We start from the raw sequence: 15,240 nt of genomic DNA on the forward strand, positions 1-15,240 counted from the left end.
ACTCCTCCATGGCGAGCCACCCGTCTCCACGGGTTTGCTGAAGACATGAGCAACACGCAAGTCCCACCGGGCACCGCCAAGGCCGTCAGGGTGGCAGCCGGAGACCTCGTCCGGGTGATCGACGTCGAAGGAGGCCAGGTCGGCGACGTGTTCGCGTTCACCGACACCCGAGCCGAAGCCGGGGCCGAAGCCGGGATCGGACTGGTCGAGCACCACAGCGCCGCGCACACCCGCGCCGCGATCGACAGGTTGTTCCCCGCCGTCGGCGAGTCCTTCGTGACCGATCGGCGCCGTCCCATCCTGACCCTGGTCGAGGACACCTCGCCCGGCGAGCACGACATGCTGATCCCGGCGTGCGACCCGGCCCGGTACGCCGCGCTTGGGGCGCCGGGTCACCGATCCTGCGCGGCGAACCTGCGTGAGGCGCTGGACGAGCTCGGCCTGAGCTTCGCGGGCCCGGTTCCCCAGCCGATCAACGTCTTCATGCGTGTCCCGGTCGGCGAGGACGGGCGGCTGAGCTGGCTCACCGCGTCGTCGCGGCCTGGCGACGCGGTGACGCTGCGAGCCGAAATGGACTGCGTCGTCGTGGTCTCCGCATGCCCGCAGGACCTCGTCCAGATCAGCGACATCCGCCTCTCCCCGCTCGCCATCGCAATCGTCCACAATGGAGGAAACCCGTCATGACCAGCACCGTCGGCCACGCCCACCCCGCGCTGGCCCCGATCACGCTCGGCGGTCTCGCCCTGCGCAACCGCTACGCCGTCGCCCCCATGTCCCGCGTCTCGGCGCGGCCCGACGGCACGCCGACCGGCGAAATGGCCGACTACTACGCCGAATTCGCCCGTGGCGGCTTCGGCCTGGTGTTCAGCGAAGGAACCTATCCCGACACGGCCGCCAGCCAGGGCTACCTCAACCAGCCGGGGCTCGCGCGTGACGAGCACGTCGCGGGCTGGCGGGTGGTCACCGCCGGGGTCCGCGCGGCGGGCGGGCGGATGATCGCCCAGCTCATGCACGCGGGGGCGATCTCGCAGGGCAATCCGCACCAGGAACACACCGTCGGTCCCTCGCCCGTCCAGCCGCGTGGGGAAATGATGCGCGCGTACGGCGGTTCCGGACCGTGGCCCGTGCCCCGGGAGCTGACCACCGCCGAGATCGACGACGTCGTCGCGGGCTTCGCCGCCGCGGCCGAGCGTGCCCGTCAGGCGGGCTTCGACGGCGTCGAGGTGCACGCGGCCAACGGTTACCTGCTCGACCAGTTCCTCACCGACTACACCAACCAGCGCACCGACTCCTACGGCGGACCGGTCGCCAACCGGGTCCGGCTGACCGCCAGGGTCGTCTCCGCCGTCGCCAAGGCGGTCCCGGAGCTGCTGACCGGCGTACGGCTGTCGCAAACCAAGGTCAACGACTTCACCTACCGCTGGCCCGGCGGCCGCGACGACGCCGAGGTGATCTTCGCCGCGGTCGCGGAGGCGGGCGCGGACTTCCTGCACATCGCCAGCGAGGGGCGGAACTGGCTGGAGACCGCGAAACTGGCCGACGGCGGCACCGTCACCGCTCTCGCCCGCCAGGTCACCGGTCTGCCGGTGATCGCCAACGGCGGGATGCACGACCTCGCCCAGGCGCACGAGGTCCTCACCGGCGGGCACGCCGACCTGCTCTCCCTCGGGCACGGCGCGCTGGCCAACCCGGATCTGCCCGCCCGGGTCGCCGCGGCGGAACCGCTCGCCGAATTCGACCGCGCGATGGTCACCCCGACGGTCACGGTGGCGAACGCGCGCCGGTGGCGGGAGAGTCGGCAGGCGTGACGGAACCGAACTGGCACGGCGGCGCGGCCGCGGTGGCGACCCTGACCTTCGACGTGGACGCGGAGTCCCCGATCCTCGCGCGAGGCCGGGGCTACGCCGATCACCTGTCGACCATGTCCCACCAGGCGTACGGGCCGAGGGTCGGGGTGCCGCGCATCCTCGACCTGCTCGACGAACTGGCCGTGCCGGCGACCTTCTTCGTTCCGGGCTGGGTCGCCGAACAGCGGCCCGGTCTGGCCGCCGCGATCGTGGAACGCGGGCACGAGGTGGCCCACCACTCCTACAGCCACCGTCCGCCGACGACGATGACCGCCGCCGAACAGCGAGCCGATTTCGAGCGCGGCATGGCCGTCTTCGCGAGCCAGGGCATCGAGGTCAGCGGGCATCGCGCGGCGGGCTGGGAGTCCACTTGGGACACTCCGGGGCTGGTGGCCGAATACGGTCTGAGCTACGACTCGTCGTTGATGGCCGACGACCGCCCTTACCTGATCGAGACCGGATCGGGCCGGATCGCCGAGCTGCCGGTGCATTGGTCGCTCGACGACTGGGAGCAGTACGCGTTCCTTCCCGCGCCACAGATCGGTTCGATCATCGCGTCCCCGGTGCGGGTGCTGGAGATGTGGCGCGCGGAACTGGACGCGATGCGCCGCCATCGGTGCCTGTTCAACCTGTGCCTCCACCCGTTCCTGTCGGGCAGGCCGGGACGGCTGGCCGCCGTACGGGCGCTCATCGAGTTCGGGCTCGGCCTCGGCGACGTCCGGTTCGCCCGCTGCCGGGACGTGGCGGCCGCGGCTTTGGCCGACCCAGCCTTGCCCGCGGAACCGTTGCGGCGCCTGGAAATCGATCCGGCGGTCTATCCGGACTGAGTCGCCTCCAGCGCCAGGAACAGGTCGACCCGGTCGGCGGTCCGCCCGACGTCCCGGCCGGTGAGCTCGGTGACCTTCGCCAGCCGGTTGCGCAAGGTGTTGACGTGCACGTACAGGGCGGCGGCGGTGGCCGCCCACTGGCCGTCGTGGTCGAGGAACGCCCGCAGCGTCGTCTCCAGCGCGCCGTCGCGGGCGCGGTCGTGCTCGCGGAGCGGACCGAGCAGGGCGTCGGCGAAGGTCCGCCGCCACTGCTCGTCGTGTGATTCCAGCAGCAGCCGGTAGCTGCCCAGTTCGGCGAAACTCGCCGCCACCGGGCCGCCGCGCCTGCCACGGAGCACGCGGCAGGCTTCACGGCTGCGCGACAACGGCGTGCGCAGTTCGGCCGCGCCGGAGACGGGCTCGGCCAGCCCGACGACCACCCGCCCGCCGCCGAGCCGGTGTGACACCGCCGCCGCCAGCCGGGGCGCGAACGTGGCGGGTGACCGGGCGCCCGGCCGCCAGGACAGCACCGCCACCACGTCCCGGCTGCCGGCCGCCACGACCGCGGGCAGCCCGTCCGCCAGCAGGAAATCCGTCACCGCCTCCGCCATCCCCGGCCGGGTCGCGGCGTCGTCGTCGCCCGCGAACGCCAGCGCGAACACCGCCAGTGGCCCGTCCGGGTCGACGCCGAACGCGCGCAGCCTGCCTGGCACCTCCGCGACCCGCTGCGCGCCGGAAAGCACCATGTCCAGCAACTCGACGGCGAACCGCATCTCGATGGCCTGCACCGCCTGATGCCGGGCCACCTCCAGGCTGAGGTAGCGGGCGGTCTGCTCCAGCGCGTCCCGCTCCCCCTGGGTCAGCTCGGCCACGGGACGAAGGCAGAGCAGCGCGGCGTCCGCTTCGCCGATCGCACCGACCGGGTACAGCGCCGCCCGCGTTCCCGCGCCCAGATCGGCTTCCAGTGGCGGTGGATGCCCGGCCAAGGCCTCCGCCGCGGCGCGCAGCTGCCCGGCGTCCAGTACGGCACCGGCCGACGCCAGCTCCCGGCCCATCCGGTCCACCACCGCCAGCGGCAGCTCGTGCTCCGCGCGCAGGACCGCCAGCACCCCGGAAGCACCGTCACCCCTGGACAACGCCGAGGTCAGCTCGTCGCCTCGGCGCACCAGCGACATCAGCGCGTGCTGCCTGCCTTTGGCCTGGATCGCCGCCGCGGCGCGGGTGACCGCCGTGAACGGCACCGCCACCGAGATCTGCAGCAGCGGCAGCCCTGCCGCGCGGCACGCCTCGGCGAGCGCCGCCGGTGTGTCGGGCTGCTCGACGCGCAGCCCGAAGATGATCCCCGCCGCTCCCGCGCGGACCACCCGAGCGACGAAGTCCGCCGGATCGACGCGGTCCAGCCACAGGCCGTTGGTCAGCACGACCTCGCGCTCACGTACGTACGGCCCGGGATCGGGCAGCTCGGTGTTGTGCACCCACAGCACCTGCCCGGTCAGCGCCCCGTCGCGGCCGGGAACGACCACGCTCAGTTCGAGGTCCGGGTCCGCGACCAGCGCCGCCAAGGTCAGCATGGCTGTGAATATATCCAGCCTGCTGGGGCCATTTTGGACAATCAGCCATTTCATCGTTTTTTCATGACCACTGGTTAGCGTCCGTCGAAGACCCTTCAGTATTCGAGGAGACCGACTGTGACCGCAGTTCCCCGCACGATCGCCGAGCGCTACACCCTGCTCGAGAAGCTGGGCGGCGAGTCATGGCGTGCCGAGGACGGGACTGACGGCCGCCAGGTCGCGATCAGGGAACTGCCGCTGCCCACGCTCGACGAGCCTGCCCGCGCGGCACTCGTGGAGCGGCTCCGGCGGGCTGCCGTCGTGGGGGTGGATCATCCGTCGGTGCTGCCCGTCCACGACGTCGTCGCCGACGAGGGGACAGCGTTCCTCGTGACGGACCTGGTGGATGCGCGGACTCTGGAGGATCTGACGTCTTCAGGCCCGCTGCCGCCGCGTTTCGTCGCCGAGATCGGCAGGCAGGTGCTCGGCGCGCTCGCGGCCGCGCATACGGCGGGTGTCGTGCACGGGGACGTGCGGCCCGCGAACATCCTGGTGGGTCCCGACGGCACGGTGAAGCTGACCGGTTTCGGGATCGCCACCGTCCTGGACCCGTCAGGGACACCGGCTTTCCTCGCCCCGGAAACGATCGCGGGGCATGACCGCACTCCCCATGCCGATCTCTGGTCGTTCGGCGCGACCCTGCTCAGCGCGAGCGAGGGCGGGAATCCCTTCCAGCGGGTGAATGTCGCGGCCACGCTGTACGCCGTCGTCAACGAGCAACCCGCGTTCAGCCGGACCCAAGGACCGCTCGCGGACGCTCTCCGCGGGCTGCTGGCGAAATCACCGCAGGCACGCATGTTGCCGGATCAGGCGCTTCCACTGCTGGCCCAAGCCGCGAGCGGAATCGAAACGCCGGTACGGCAGCCGCCTTCTCCCGGCCTCGGAATGCCTTCGGTGTTCGCGATCCTGGCCGGTGTGGTGAGCATGCTGTTCGGCTTCTTCGTGTTGGCCGACGCGATGATGATCCACCACGCGTACCACATGTTCGAACTGCTCTGGCCACCGCTGCTGCTGGCTCGCGTCGGCATCGTCCTGGCGGGTGTGCTCTGGGTGGTCGGAGGCGGACTCCTCTTCGCCAGGGTCCGCTCTGGACAAGCCGTGCTCACCACGGCCGGTGCGCTGACGGTGCTCACCGTGGTCATGCTGAACGTGGGCGACGACGAACGGGAGTACTTCGGCCTCGCCCTGCAACCGGGTCTCACCCTCGATCGCGTCGCCTTGATCCTGGCCGTCGTCCTGGCCATCGCCGTCTGGTTCGTCCCGGCCCGGCGGTCCACAGTGGAGCGTCCTGCTGTGGGCTGATCCGCTCACAGCAGAGAAACCGGCGGACGGCCGGGCCCCGGCGGCATGGTCGGGGCATGACCGACCACGAGAAACAACCACTCTTCGACCAACGGCTCCGGGAACGGTTCTTCAGCCAGCGGGTGCTGGTCCTCGACGGCGTGCTCGACGACGACAACGGGACGGTGCTCACCACCCAGCTGCTGTCGCTGGCGAGCGAGGACCCGCGCAAGGACATCGCGTTGTGGATCCACTCCCCCGGCGGATCGGTCCCCTCCATGCTGGCGATCCGGGACGTGATGCGGCTCGTGCCGTGCGACGTCGCCACCCTCGCGCTGGGGCTGGCGTGCAGTGCCGGGCAGTTCCTGCTGTCCGCGGGGACCCCTGGCAAACGGTTCGCCCTGCCGCACGCGCGGATCCTGATGCACCAGGGCTCGGCGGGTATCGGCGGTTCGGCCGTCGAGGTGGAGGTCCAGGCGGACGATCTTCGCTACACGCGCGACACCGTGCTCGGCCTCATCGCGGAAGACACCGGGCAGCCGATCGACCGGATCTTCGCCGATTCCCTGCACGATCGCTGGTTCACCACCGAACAGGCACGCGAATACGGCTTCATCGACCACATCGTCGAAAGTCTCGACCAGGTCATCCCGGTACGCACCCACAGGCTCGGCCTCGGCTCGGAAAGGGGTGTCGGCGCATGAGCACCTACACCATCCCCAACGTCATCTCCCGCAGTCCCGCCGGCGAGCGGATCATGGACGTCTACTCGCATCTGCTGTCGGAGCGGATCATCTACCTCGGCACGGCGATCGACTCCGGCGTGGCGAACGCGTTGATCACCCAGCTGCTCTATCTGGAGGCCGACAACCCGGAGCAGGAGATCAACCTCTACATCAACTCCGAGGGCGGCGACCCGTCGGCGATGCTCGCGCTGTACGACACCATGCGCTTCATCAAGGCGCCGGTGGCGACGACCTGTGTCGGGCAGGCCGTCGCGGCGGGCGCGATCCTGCTGGCCGCGGGCGAGGCGGGGCACCGGTTCGTGCTGCCGCACACCCGCGTGGTGCTGCACCAGCCCGCGGCGCAGGGCCGCGGCACGATCCCGGACCTCATCCTCCAGGCCGACGAGGTCGTGCGAGTGCGGACGCAGCTCGAGGAGATCCTTTCCGCGCACACCGGACGCGCCGTCGCGGATCTCCGGCACGACACCGACCGGGACCGGGTGTTCGACGCGGCGGGTGCCGTCGCCTACGGGCTCGCGGACCGCGTCCTGGACCAGCGGAGCTGAGGGTTCAGGCGGCCATGAGCACGGGTCCCGCCGGACGGCGGCCGACCGCGAGACCCGTGCCGCGCCGCCGCCGGACCGTGCCCGCGATGCCGACGAGCAGATCCGCGAGGTCGACCCCGAGCGCGCCGGTGACCGCGGCGATCATCTCGCTGGAGGGTTCTTTGCGGCCACGCTCGATCTCCGAGAGGTACTGCGGGGAGATCCCGGCGCGCTCCGCGACGTCGACGAGGCGGCCGCCCTGCTCCTCCCTGGCCGCGCGCAGGCTCTGGCCCAGCACGTCACGCCACAGCGGTTCCGGCTCGCGGGTTTCGGTCGAGGCACGCTTCTGGTGGAAAGGGAGGATGTCCGCCATACGGTCATCGTGACATCGCGACGGCGCCCGGGTGCGCCGTTCCGCTCAAGGCGAAACGAGGGGTGTGGCCCGGCGGAGAAGCGGTTCGGCGCCGGCCGCGACGCAACGCAATGCCTCGTTCAACCGGTCCCGCACCTCCGCCGGGCGCAGCCCGAAATCCGCCGCGACGTCGGAAATGGGCCGATGCCGCTCGATCACGGCTTCGACGACGACACGCTGGGGTTCGGGCAACGACCGGTATTCGTCCAGCAGGACCGCGTCCTCCAGCACCCTGGCGAGCAGTCCTTTGTCGACCCTGCTCTCGAGGACGAGCTGGAGGGCGGTGACCACCCGGTCACGGTCACCGCGACAGACGAGGGCGGGATCCGGCAGGAGGCCTTCACCGCGCAGATCGCGGGCGATCCGCACGGCGGTCCGCCGCGAGATGCCGACACCGGCGATCACCCGGAAGATCAGCGCGACCAGCCGATCAGGCCGCGAGCCGGCTTCGGTCAGCCGGTGCTGGAGTGCCACGGGCGGGGAATACCCACGCCGGCGCGGACCCCAAACCCGAGCCACCCGTCCAGGTCATGAGCCTCGGAACGCCCGCCGATAGGCGCCCGGCGTCGTCCCGACCTGCGCCCGGAACCGGCGGCGAAGGTTGACCGCCGACATGAGCCCGACGCGGGTCGCGATCACCTCCACCGGCAGATCGGTCTCCTCCAGCAGGGTGCGGGCCTCGGTCACCCGGCGCGACAAGAGCCAGGCGCCCGGCGTGGTGCCGAGCCTGTCGGCGAAACGCCGGGCGAGAGTGCGGGACGAGACGCTGAGGTGCGCGGCCAGGTCGGACACCGAGAGCGGTGCTCCCAGCCGCGCGGCCGCCCACTCGAGCAGGCCGTCCAGCTCGTCCGCCGGTGGCGGGGGCGGGATGTACTGCGCCTGACCGCCGTCGCGGTGCGGCGGCATCACCATATGCCGCGCGACGAGAGCGGCGTGCGCGGCTCCGTGGTCCCGCCGGACGAGGTGCAGGCAGAGGTCGATCCCCGCACCGGCCCCGGCGCTCGTGGCGACGTCACCGTGGTCCACGTAGAGCACGTCCGGTTCCACTCGCACCTGAGGGAACTCCTCCCGCAGCCGGGCCGCGTTCGCCCAGTGCGTGGTCGCCGCGCGGCCGTCCAGCAGGCCGGTGCGCGCCAGCGCGAACACACCGGAACAGATCGTGACGAGCCGTGCTCCCCTGGCGTGCGCGCGCAGGAGCGCCCGGCGCACGGGCGCGGACAACGGTGCGTCCACCGGAGCCCAGCCGGGGATGAGCACGGTGTCCGCGGCAGCCAGCGCGGAAAGGCCACGTGTCACCGAAATCGCGTATCCGGCGGTGGTCGGCACCGGACCGGGTTTCTCCGCGCAGACATCGAATTCGTAGTACCGCGGCACGCCGGCCCGCGCCGTCCCGAAGACCTCGGCGGCGATGCCGAGTTCGAACGTCGACTGGACCGGCCGCACGAGAGCGGTCACGCGATGCATGGCTGCCTTCTCTCCGGCCACTTCATGGCAGGAAAGTACCCCATGGTGTCTTCACTGACACTGTCCGACCGTACGAAGATCGCGGCACCCTGTGATCATGCATCCCGAGATCCTTGCCCAAGAGGGCTACACTTCCGTCTCCGTCAAGGAATCCCCCGTTCGCGAGATCTTCCCCGGGATCCGCGTTCGTCCACTGTGGACAGGTGCGAACGGGGCGCACGCCAACATGCTGGAAATGGACCCCGGTACCTCGTGGCCGCGTCGCGACGTCCACGAACCAGGACCCGAGGAGGTGTACGTCGTCTCAGGCACGTTCAACGACGGCGCGCGTGACTATCCGGCCGGGACCTTCCTGCACGCTCCGGCCGGTTCGTGGCATGTGCCCGCGTCGGTGACCGGATGCACGCTCTTCGTCTTCTACCCCGAGGGCTGAGCGTCACCGCGTCGCGGGCACGCTCGGCGAAGGTCCGGCGTGGTGACCTCGTGTGTCGTGGCGGCGAAGCTCAGCCGATGACCGACAAGCCGCTCTCGGCCGCGATGATCCCCGCGACCGAGACGGCTTGCTCACTCGTGATCTTCGCGCCACGCAGCGTCAGCAGGCCCCGGACACCGGACAGCCTCGAACCGCGGAGATCGCATCCGGCCGCGCCGCTCGCCGCGAATTCCGTGCCGGTGAACTCGCAGTCCACAAAGGTCAGCCGGGACAGGTCGCCGGAGAACACCGTCTCCCGGAACGAACATCCGGAGAACACGACCGCGCTCTTCACCCGGACGACGTCCACCGACGCGTAATCGAACCGCGCGTTCTCGACGTAGAGGTCGGTGGCGGAACCGAGCGAAACACCCAGGCCGATCGCGCGGCAGCGCAGGATTTCGACGCGGCGCGCCGTCAGTTCGCGGATCGCCGCGTTGGACAGGTCGACGCCGTCGAAGACCACATCGGACAGCGTCAGCCGGTCGAGCCGGGCGTTCGCCAGATTCACGTCCGAGACGAGGGAACGCACGATCTCCCCGCCGCCGCGGACTCCGTCCTGAGCACCGCCATCGAGGTGAACGGAGTCGAAATCGAAATCGCCCTGGAGCACGGCGGTTCTGCTCTCGAGCCCGGCACGTTCGACCGAGGGCCGTCGTACCTTGACGCCGTCGAACTCGCGGAACTCCATGGGCGGGACCGTACCGCAGCGACCTGCCGGTCAGACGAAGAAGGGCCCGCCCGGAGGCGGACCCTCATCGGCCACTCGTTCAGTCCCGGACGCCCTTCACGGCGTCCTTGATCTTCTCTCCGGCCTGCTTCACATTGGCCTTGCCCTGCTCGGCCTTGCCTTCGGCCTGCCACTGCTCGTTGTCCGTGGCGTTTCCGACGGCTTCCTTGGCCTTGCCCTTGAGTTCTTCAGCCTTGTTCTCGGCTTTGTCGTTCATCAGGCCTCCGTTCGTAGTCGTCCGGTGCCTCCGGATACCCCTCAGACCGGCTCCGAAACGGCCTCGGGGTAGGTGAGTTCGGCCCACACGGTCTTGCCGTCGTCGCGGACTTCCTGGCCCCACGCCGAGGCGCAGGCGTCGATCAGGGTGAGACCGCGGCCACCGTTCTCCGAGGGTGGACGGGGGGCGGCGGGCGTCTTTTCGGCGTCGTCGACGTCGATACGCACCCGGCCGGGCGACCGCGTCAACCGCACCCGCCGCGGCGACTTCCCGTGCCGAAGCGCGTTGGAAACCAGTTCGTCCAGCACGAGGATGGTGTCCGCCATGGCCTCTTCAGTGAGGTCGGCGAGTTCCGCACGTGCCCAAGCCCGGACTCGCGCGGACTCGGTGACGTCGGTGCCGACGTCCAGCGTCAGGCTCTCGACCTGGCCACCGATCCGCGCGGCTTGCTCGGTGGGCACGGGGACCTCCATGTTCTCCGTGACCCCGTGGAGGGTCACACCGATCTAGTACCCCGAACACGGCGATCCTTAACTTTCCACCTTCATCGTTCGCTCCCTGTGTGGCCGCACGGGTAGACCGTTTTCGCGGCGAGGGCTTCGCACGACGGGCAATTGTTCACCGGCCGCTCGCGACGGCCCCAGAAGGGGTGAGTGGCACCACAGAGCGCGGTGACCGGGTCTCCGCGGCCGGGATCGGGATTGCAGACGGGACAGTAGGCATGCGCCGCGCGCTCGATTCCGGCGGTCATCCTTCTCCCTCCGTCCAGGGTTTCAGCTCATCGTGGTCATGGTCTCACGCCGCGCGCGTCCGGTGGGGCGGGTTCGGCCCATCACCGCGCCGATGACGCCCTCCCCCGTTAGTGGCTCGTCGTGGCCCCTGAATGGCCGATGTGTCACTACGGCATCCGGTCCTATCGTTCGGACGCATGGCAAGTGACTTGCAACGACGCAAGATCTCGGGGGTCTTCGCCGCGATGGACGTCGACGGTGACGGTTTCCTTCAGGAACAAGACTTTCAGGCGCTCGCCGAACGCTGGGCGCGGCTGCGTGGCCCGGGTGACGAGCGACGGCTGACCGGCATCATGCTGAGCTGGTGGTCGACCTTGCTGGCCGCCTCGGATCTCGACCGCGACGACAAGGTCTCCCTCGACGAAGTCCTGCTGGTGGTGGACAAGCTGCCGGACACGCCGGAAGCCGTGACCGCGACGGCCGACGCCATGTTCGAAGCGATCGACGAGAACGGGGACGATCTGATCTCCGCGGCGGAGTACCGCCGGATGATCGAGGCCTGGAACGGCCGTCCCACCGACACCGACACCGCGTTCCCGCTGCTGGACTCCGATGGCGACGGCATGCTGTCGCGGGCCGAGTTCGCCGCGCTGTGGCTGGAGTTCTGGGCGGGCGACGACGCCGAGGCGCCGGGAACTCTCGTGTTCGGACCGCTCGCCGTGTCGTGAGTGGCGATTCGGTTTTGGCCCCTCTCTCAGGTACCTGCTCGTGGCCTGCGTCCTGCGTACTGGAGGAAGCGCGTGAAGGCCCCCTTCCCTCGGCTGAGCCGAGGGAAGCTTCCCGGTCGTAACGGCCCGATGCGAGCGACAGCCGGCCGCCGACGAGATGCGGGAAGTCCGTGAAGGCCTCCTTGCCTACCTTGAAGGTAGGCAAGGAGGCCTTCACGGACTTAAGCATACGGTCAAACTGTAGCTAAACGGACATTTCTACTTGACTTGTGTCCCTTGTGGACAATCAGGAGCGGCGGGTGCCACCCCTTAAGTCCCTGGCATTGCGGCTCAGCGAGGGAAGGGGGCCTTCACGCGCAGCCGGTGTGACAGGTGGTGCTGGTGAGGCTAGTGACGCCATCCACGACGGGTGAGGGGAACTTTGAGGGACTCTGAGTCCCTCAAGGAGTCCTTCACCGCCCGGCCTCGCCCGCCGAACCCCGAATCGCCACTCACGACCGACCCAGCCCACGACCGTGCTCAGATGACGCCCGCCCGCACCGCGTAGGCGACGGCGTGCGGCCGGTTGCGCAGGTTCAGCCGTCCGGTGATGCCCTGGATGATGTGCTTGACGCTGCGCTCGGAGTAGCTGAGCTCACCGGCGATCTCGATGGTGTCCTTCCCGTCCGCCATCAGGCGCAGTACGTCGATCTCCCGCGTGGTGAGCCCGGCGGTGTTGACGCCCATCGGGTCGAGCACCTCACGTTGCATCCGTTCGACGTGTTTGAGCAGTTCGCCCAGCAGGCTCGGCGGGAGCACTCCGCCGCCGGAGGCCGCCGCGTGGACGGCGTGCGCCAGTCGTTCGCCGGTCGTCGCGGCGCGCGGGAGCACCGCGACCACGCGGCATTCGATGGCGGGTACCAGTTCCGCCTCGCCGATCTGGCTCACCACGAGCACCACCGGCTTGCCCGCCTCGGCGGCCAGCCGTCGCAGCCACAGTACGGTCTCGGGTGCCAGCCGCTCGGCGGCGACGACCAGTACGCCTGCCTCGGCGCGCTGCTCCCAGTCCCGGATCTCGATCCCCTGGCGCGTGGCCAGCTGGCTGGCCAGGCCGGCACTGGTGATCGGGTCGGGCGCGTGCACCGCCACGGTGATCTCTCGGGTTTCGGTGTCCACGTTCGTCCCCTCCGCTTGCTCCGTCCCCCCAGTCGGATGGGACACAGTCTGCGAAAGGGCTCTTCACGAATTCTCACCGAGCCGTGAAGGACTTCGTGGCCAGCTGAAACGCCTCCACGTACTTGGGCAATTCGCCCAGGATCTCCCGGAGCCTGCCCTCGTGGCCGTCGAAGCCGGGGTCGGCGAGCCGGGCGTACCCGGCAGCCAGGGTCCGCCGCAGTTCGGCGATCCGGGCTTCGGCCTCGTCGGCGTCCAGCACCAGCCTGCCGCTGTAGGCGAGGTCGAGCAGGACATCTCCGGTGAACCGTTCGTGCTCCTGGCCCACCGCCACCGCCCTACTCTTGCCGCCGGTCCGACCCAGCATGCGCGGCCGCGTACGTGCTCACCCGGCTCCGGACGACTTTCTGCCCCTGTGAACGTCCGGTTTGCCCAGCCGGGCTCGATTGCGGGCCCCGGAACGGCACGACTAGGGTTTTCCCCGGGCAGGGTGATCAGTTCGAAGTCGGGCGCACAGGCGGCAGGTCATGGACGAGGTTCCCTCGCTGACGGTCCGGCTGCTGGACGGTGTCGCGGCGGTGCACGGTGACGCCGGGATCGCCCTCGGGCCCGCTCAGCGACAGGCGGTCTTCGCCACGCTCGCCCTGCACGCCGGTCAGGTCGTCTCCCGCCAGGAGATCATCGACGCCGTCTGGGGAGAGAGCCCTCCCGGCAGCGCCACCGGCATCGTCTACAACCACGTGTCCGCCCTGCGCCGAGCCCTCGCCTCCGTCGGTGAACCGTTGGCGGCCAGTCGCGCCGGTTACTGCCTCGACGTGGCGAAACAGCAGGTGGACGTCCACGTCTTCGAAGCCGCGCTGGACCAGGCCCGCGCGTATCGGCTCGCCGACGCGCGGCACCAGGAGCTGGAGTCGCTGAGAGCCGCGCTCAACCAGTGGCGGGGTTCCGCGCTTGACGGGATCCCCGGCCCGTTCGCCGAAACCCAGCGCGCCCGGCTGGCCGAACTGCGCCTGTACGCGCTCGAACGCCGGGCCGAGATCGAACTCGACCTGGGCGGCCACCACGAACTCGCGGAGGAACTGGCCACGCTGGTGGAGCGGCATCCGTTGCGTGAAGGCCTGCACCGGATGCTGATCACCGCGTTGTCCCGGTCCGGCAGGCGGGCCGAGGCACTGGCCGCGTTCGATCAGGCCCGCGAGACGATCGTCGAGCGGTCCGGCCTCGAACCCGGTCCGGAACTGCTGACCCTGCGACAGCGGATCCTGGACGACGACCCATCGCGGCGCCGCCACGACCAGCCGGGAAGGCCGATGCCCGAACGACCGTCCGCCTTCGTCGGCCGCGAGGTCGAAGCGGGCAGGCTGCGCCACCAGCTGTCCGCCTTGCTGGACGAAGGCCGCGGCGGCACGGTGTGGCTGGACGGCGAGGCGGGCAGCGGCAAGAGCGCGCTGCTGGCGGAGGCCCTCGCCCCGGCGAGAAACCGGACGCGCTGGGTCGAAGCCGACGAACTGACCGGCGCCGTCCCGTTCGGTCTCATCGCCGACTGCCTCGGCGGCGAAGCGGTCGGCGATCTCGTCGGGACGGTCACCGAACTGTGCGAAGACGGGCCGCGGGTGCTCGTCTTCGAAGATCTGCACTGGGCCGACGAGGACAGCCTGCTCGCCTGGCGGCAGCTCCGCCGCCTCACCGGGCACCTGCCGCTGCTGCTGATCGGCTCCGCGCGCCCGCTCCCCCGGCGCCACACCCTCGACGTCCTCCGCTCACGGCTCGACGGCGAGATCGTCTCGCTGCCGCCGTTCGACGGTCCGGCCGTCGCCGCGCTGGCCGAGGAGACCCTGGCCAGGAATCCCGGCGAGGAATTCCTCCGCTTCGCCGCCGAATACACCGCGGGCAACGTCGGCTACCTGTGCGAACTGTTCGCCGGGTTCGCCGACGGCCGCGACATCACCGCCGCGCCCCACAGCGAGCTCGCCGACCTGGTGGACGCCCATTTCGCCACGCTTTCCCCGCCGGGCAAGCGAACACTGAACTCGGCGGCGCTACTCGGCTCGTCGTTCACGGTCGACGACCTGGCAGGCGTCACCGGCCGCGAACCGCGGGCGCTCATCGGAGCGGTCGAAGAGGCCGTCGCCGCACACGTGCTGGAAACCGAAGGGGAACGTCTGCGGTTCCGGGTCCCGCTGGTGCGTTCGGTGTTCGCCGCGAACACGCCACCGGCCATTCGCGCCGTGCTGCATCAGGAGATCGCCGCGACCATGGTGGATTCCGGAGCTCCCGCGGATCGCGTCGCCGAGCAATTGCTCCAGGCAGGCGGCGACCTGACAGCGGGTTGGATCCCGCGGTGGCTGCTCGACAACGTCGGCGCGCTGTCGGCCGGGCCCGCGGTCGAGCTGCTCCATCTGCTCTCGCACCACCGGAATCTCACCGAGGAACAGCACGAGAGGCTCACCGCCGAACTCGCCGCCTTGCTGCTGCCCGAAGCACGGGTGTGCAACCGAACCGCCGTGAGGACGTCCTAAA

18 protein-coding genes are annotated in these 15,240 nt (G+C 70.2%); 9 read left to right on the top strand and 9 right to left on the bottom strand.

What is annotated here, in order from left to right; all coding sequences use genetic code 11:
- Nucleotides 1-45: 45 nt before the first annotated feature.
- The 3 genes from ACZ5ZX_RS31395 to ACZ5ZX_RS31405 are packed head-to-tail and all read left to right on the top strand — an operon-like array spanning nt 46 to nt 2,674.
- Entirely contained in the window at nt 46-684 is a 639-nt protein-coding gene (locus ACZ5ZX_RS31395) for a DUF1989 domain-containing protein (protein WP_465505595.1), read from the top strand.
- Nucleotides 681-1,808 carry an oxidoreductase gene (locus tag ACZ5ZX_RS31400; protein ID WP_465505596.1) on the top strand — a complete coding sequence of 376 codons (1,128 nt, stop codon included), beginning with the start codon at nt 681-683 and terminating at the stop codon, nt 1,806-1,808. Before ACZ5ZX_RS31395 ends, ACZ5ZX_RS31400 begins: the two co-directional genes overlap by 4 nt.
- Nucleotides 1,805-2,674, top strand: coding sequence for a polysaccharide deacetylase family protein (locus tag ACZ5ZX_RS31405; protein WP_465505597.1), 870 nt, complete (start codon nt 1,805-1,807; stop codon nt 2,672-2,674). Before ACZ5ZX_RS31400 ends, ACZ5ZX_RS31405 begins: the two co-directional genes overlap by 4 nt.
- On the opposite strand, the gene ACZ5ZX_RS31410 is transcribed toward ACZ5ZX_RS31405, so the two are convergent.
- Nucleotides 2,662-4,224: a PucR family transcriptional regulator gene (locus tag ACZ5ZX_RS31410; RefSeq protein ID WP_465505598.1), complete on the bottom strand. Its 1,563-nt coding sequence runs from the start codon at nt 4,222-4,224 to the stop codon at nt 2,662-2,664. The genes ACZ5ZX_RS31405 and ACZ5ZX_RS31410 overlap by 13 nt on opposite strands.
- A gap of 117 nt (nt 4,225-4,341) precedes the next feature.
- Here ACZ5ZX_RS31410 and ACZ5ZX_RS31415 point away from each other — a divergent pair, with 117 nt between their 5' ends.
- The 3 genes from ACZ5ZX_RS31415 to ACZ5ZX_RS31425 are packed head-to-tail and all read left to right on the top strand — an operon-like array spanning nt 4,342 to nt 6,835.
- Nucleotides 4,342-5,565: a serine/threonine-protein kinase gene (locus ACZ5ZX_RS31415; protein WP_465505599.1), complete on the top strand. Its 1,224-nt coding sequence runs from the start codon at nt 4,342-4,344 to the stop codon at nt 5,563-5,565.
- A gap of 56 nt (nt 5,566-5,621) precedes the next feature.
- Nucleotides 5,622-6,248 (top strand): ClpP family protease, encoded by a 627-nt coding sequence (locus tag ACZ5ZX_RS31420; protein ID WP_465505600.1) that lies wholly within the window; start codon nt 5,622-5,624, stop codon nt 6,246-6,248.
- A complete protein-coding gene (locus tag ACZ5ZX_RS31425) occupies nt 6,245-6,835 on the top strand; it encodes a ClpP family protease (protein WP_061983772.1) in 591 nt (196 codons plus the stop codon). Before ACZ5ZX_RS31420 ends, ACZ5ZX_RS31425 begins: the two co-directional genes overlap by 4 nt.
- Nucleotides 6,836-6,839: 4 nt before the next feature.
- Here the strand turns inward: ACZ5ZX_RS31425 and ACZ5ZX_RS31430 are convergent, their stop codons facing one another.
- The 3 genes from ACZ5ZX_RS31430 to ACZ5ZX_RS31440 are packed head-to-tail and all read right to left on the bottom strand — an operon-like array spanning nt 6,840 to nt 8,690.
- Complete coding sequence (locus tag ACZ5ZX_RS31430) at nt 6,840-7,187, bottom strand: helix-turn-helix domain-containing protein (protein WP_465505601.1); 348 nt, start codon at nt 7,185-7,187, stop codon at nt 6,840-6,842.
- Between the two features lie 45 nt (nt 7,188-7,232).
- Complete coding sequence (locus ACZ5ZX_RS31435; RefSeq protein ID WP_465505602.1) at nt 7,233-7,700, bottom strand: hypothetical protein; 468 nt, start codon at nt 7,698-7,700, stop codon at nt 7,233-7,235.
- 54 nt (nt 7,701-7,754) lie between these two features.
- Complete coding sequence (locus ACZ5ZX_RS31440) at nt 7,755-8,690, bottom strand: GlxA family transcriptional regulator (RefSeq protein WP_465505603.1); 936 nt, start codon at nt 8,688-8,690, stop codon at nt 7,755-7,757.
- 97 nt (nt 8,691-8,787) lie between these two features.
- Here ACZ5ZX_RS31440 and ACZ5ZX_RS31445 point away from each other — a divergent pair, with 97 nt between their 5' ends.
- Nucleotides 8,788-9,123: a cupin domain-containing protein gene (locus ACZ5ZX_RS31445; RefSeq protein WP_061983769.1), complete on the top strand. Its 336-nt coding sequence runs from the start codon at nt 8,788-8,790 to the stop codon at nt 9,121-9,123.
- Nucleotides 9,124-9,193: 70 nt separating this feature from the next.
- Here the strand turns inward: ACZ5ZX_RS31445 and ACZ5ZX_RS31450 are convergent, their stop codons facing one another.
- From ACZ5ZX_RS31450 to ACZ5ZX_RS31460, 3 genes are all read right to left on the bottom strand, one after another.
- Nucleotides 9,194-9,853 (bottom strand): pentapeptide repeat-containing protein, encoded by a 660-nt coding sequence (locus ACZ5ZX_RS31450; RefSeq protein ID WP_465505604.1) that lies wholly within the window; start codon nt 9,851-9,853, stop codon nt 9,194-9,196.
- 79 nt (nt 9,854-9,932) lie between these two features.
- Nucleotides 9,933-10,109: a CsbD family protein gene (locus ACZ5ZX_RS31455; RefSeq protein ID WP_037313578.1), complete on the bottom strand. Its 177-nt coding sequence runs from the start codon at nt 10,107-10,109 to the stop codon at nt 9,933-9,935.
- A gap of 41 nt (nt 10,110-10,150) precedes the next feature.
- A complete protein-coding gene (locus ACZ5ZX_RS31460) occupies nt 10,151-10,570 on the bottom strand; it encodes an ATP-binding protein (RefSeq protein WP_465505605.1) in 420 nt (139 codons plus the stop codon).
- A 467-nt stretch (nt 10,571-11,037) separates the two neighbouring features.
- Between ACZ5ZX_RS31460 and ACZ5ZX_RS31465 the strand changes: the two genes are divergently transcribed.
- A complete protein-coding gene (locus tag ACZ5ZX_RS31465; protein WP_465505606.1) occupies nt 11,038-11,568 on the top strand; it encodes an EF-hand domain-containing protein in 531 nt (176 codons plus the stop codon).
- 519 nt (nt 11,569-12,087) lie between these two features.
- Here ACZ5ZX_RS31465 and ACZ5ZX_RS31470 read toward each other — a convergent pair.
- Both ACZ5ZX_RS31470 and ACZ5ZX_RS31475 read right to left on the bottom strand, forming a co-directional pair.
- Nucleotides 12,088-12,723 carry a helix-turn-helix transcriptional regulator gene (locus ACZ5ZX_RS31470; protein WP_465505607.1) on the bottom strand — a complete coding sequence of 212 codons (636 nt, stop codon included), beginning with the start codon at nt 12,721-12,723 and terminating at the stop codon, nt 12,088-12,090.
- A gap of 73 nt (nt 12,724-12,796) precedes the next feature.
- Nucleotides 12,797-13,054, bottom strand: coding sequence for a hypothetical protein (locus ACZ5ZX_RS31475; protein ID WP_465505608.1), 258 nt, complete (start codon nt 13,052-13,054; stop codon nt 12,797-12,799).
- A 193-nt stretch (nt 13,055-13,247) separates the two neighbouring features.
- Between ACZ5ZX_RS31475 and ACZ5ZX_RS31480 the strand changes: the two genes are divergently transcribed.
- Nucleotides 13,248-15,239 (top strand): BTAD domain-containing putative transcriptional regulator, encoded by a 1,992-nt coding sequence (locus tag ACZ5ZX_RS31480; protein WP_465505609.1) that lies wholly within the window; start codon nt 13,248-13,250, stop codon nt 15,237-15,239.
- Nucleotide 15,240: the final 1 nt, after the last annotated feature.

The organism is Amycolatopsis sp. NPDC033938 (assembly GCF_055575975.1).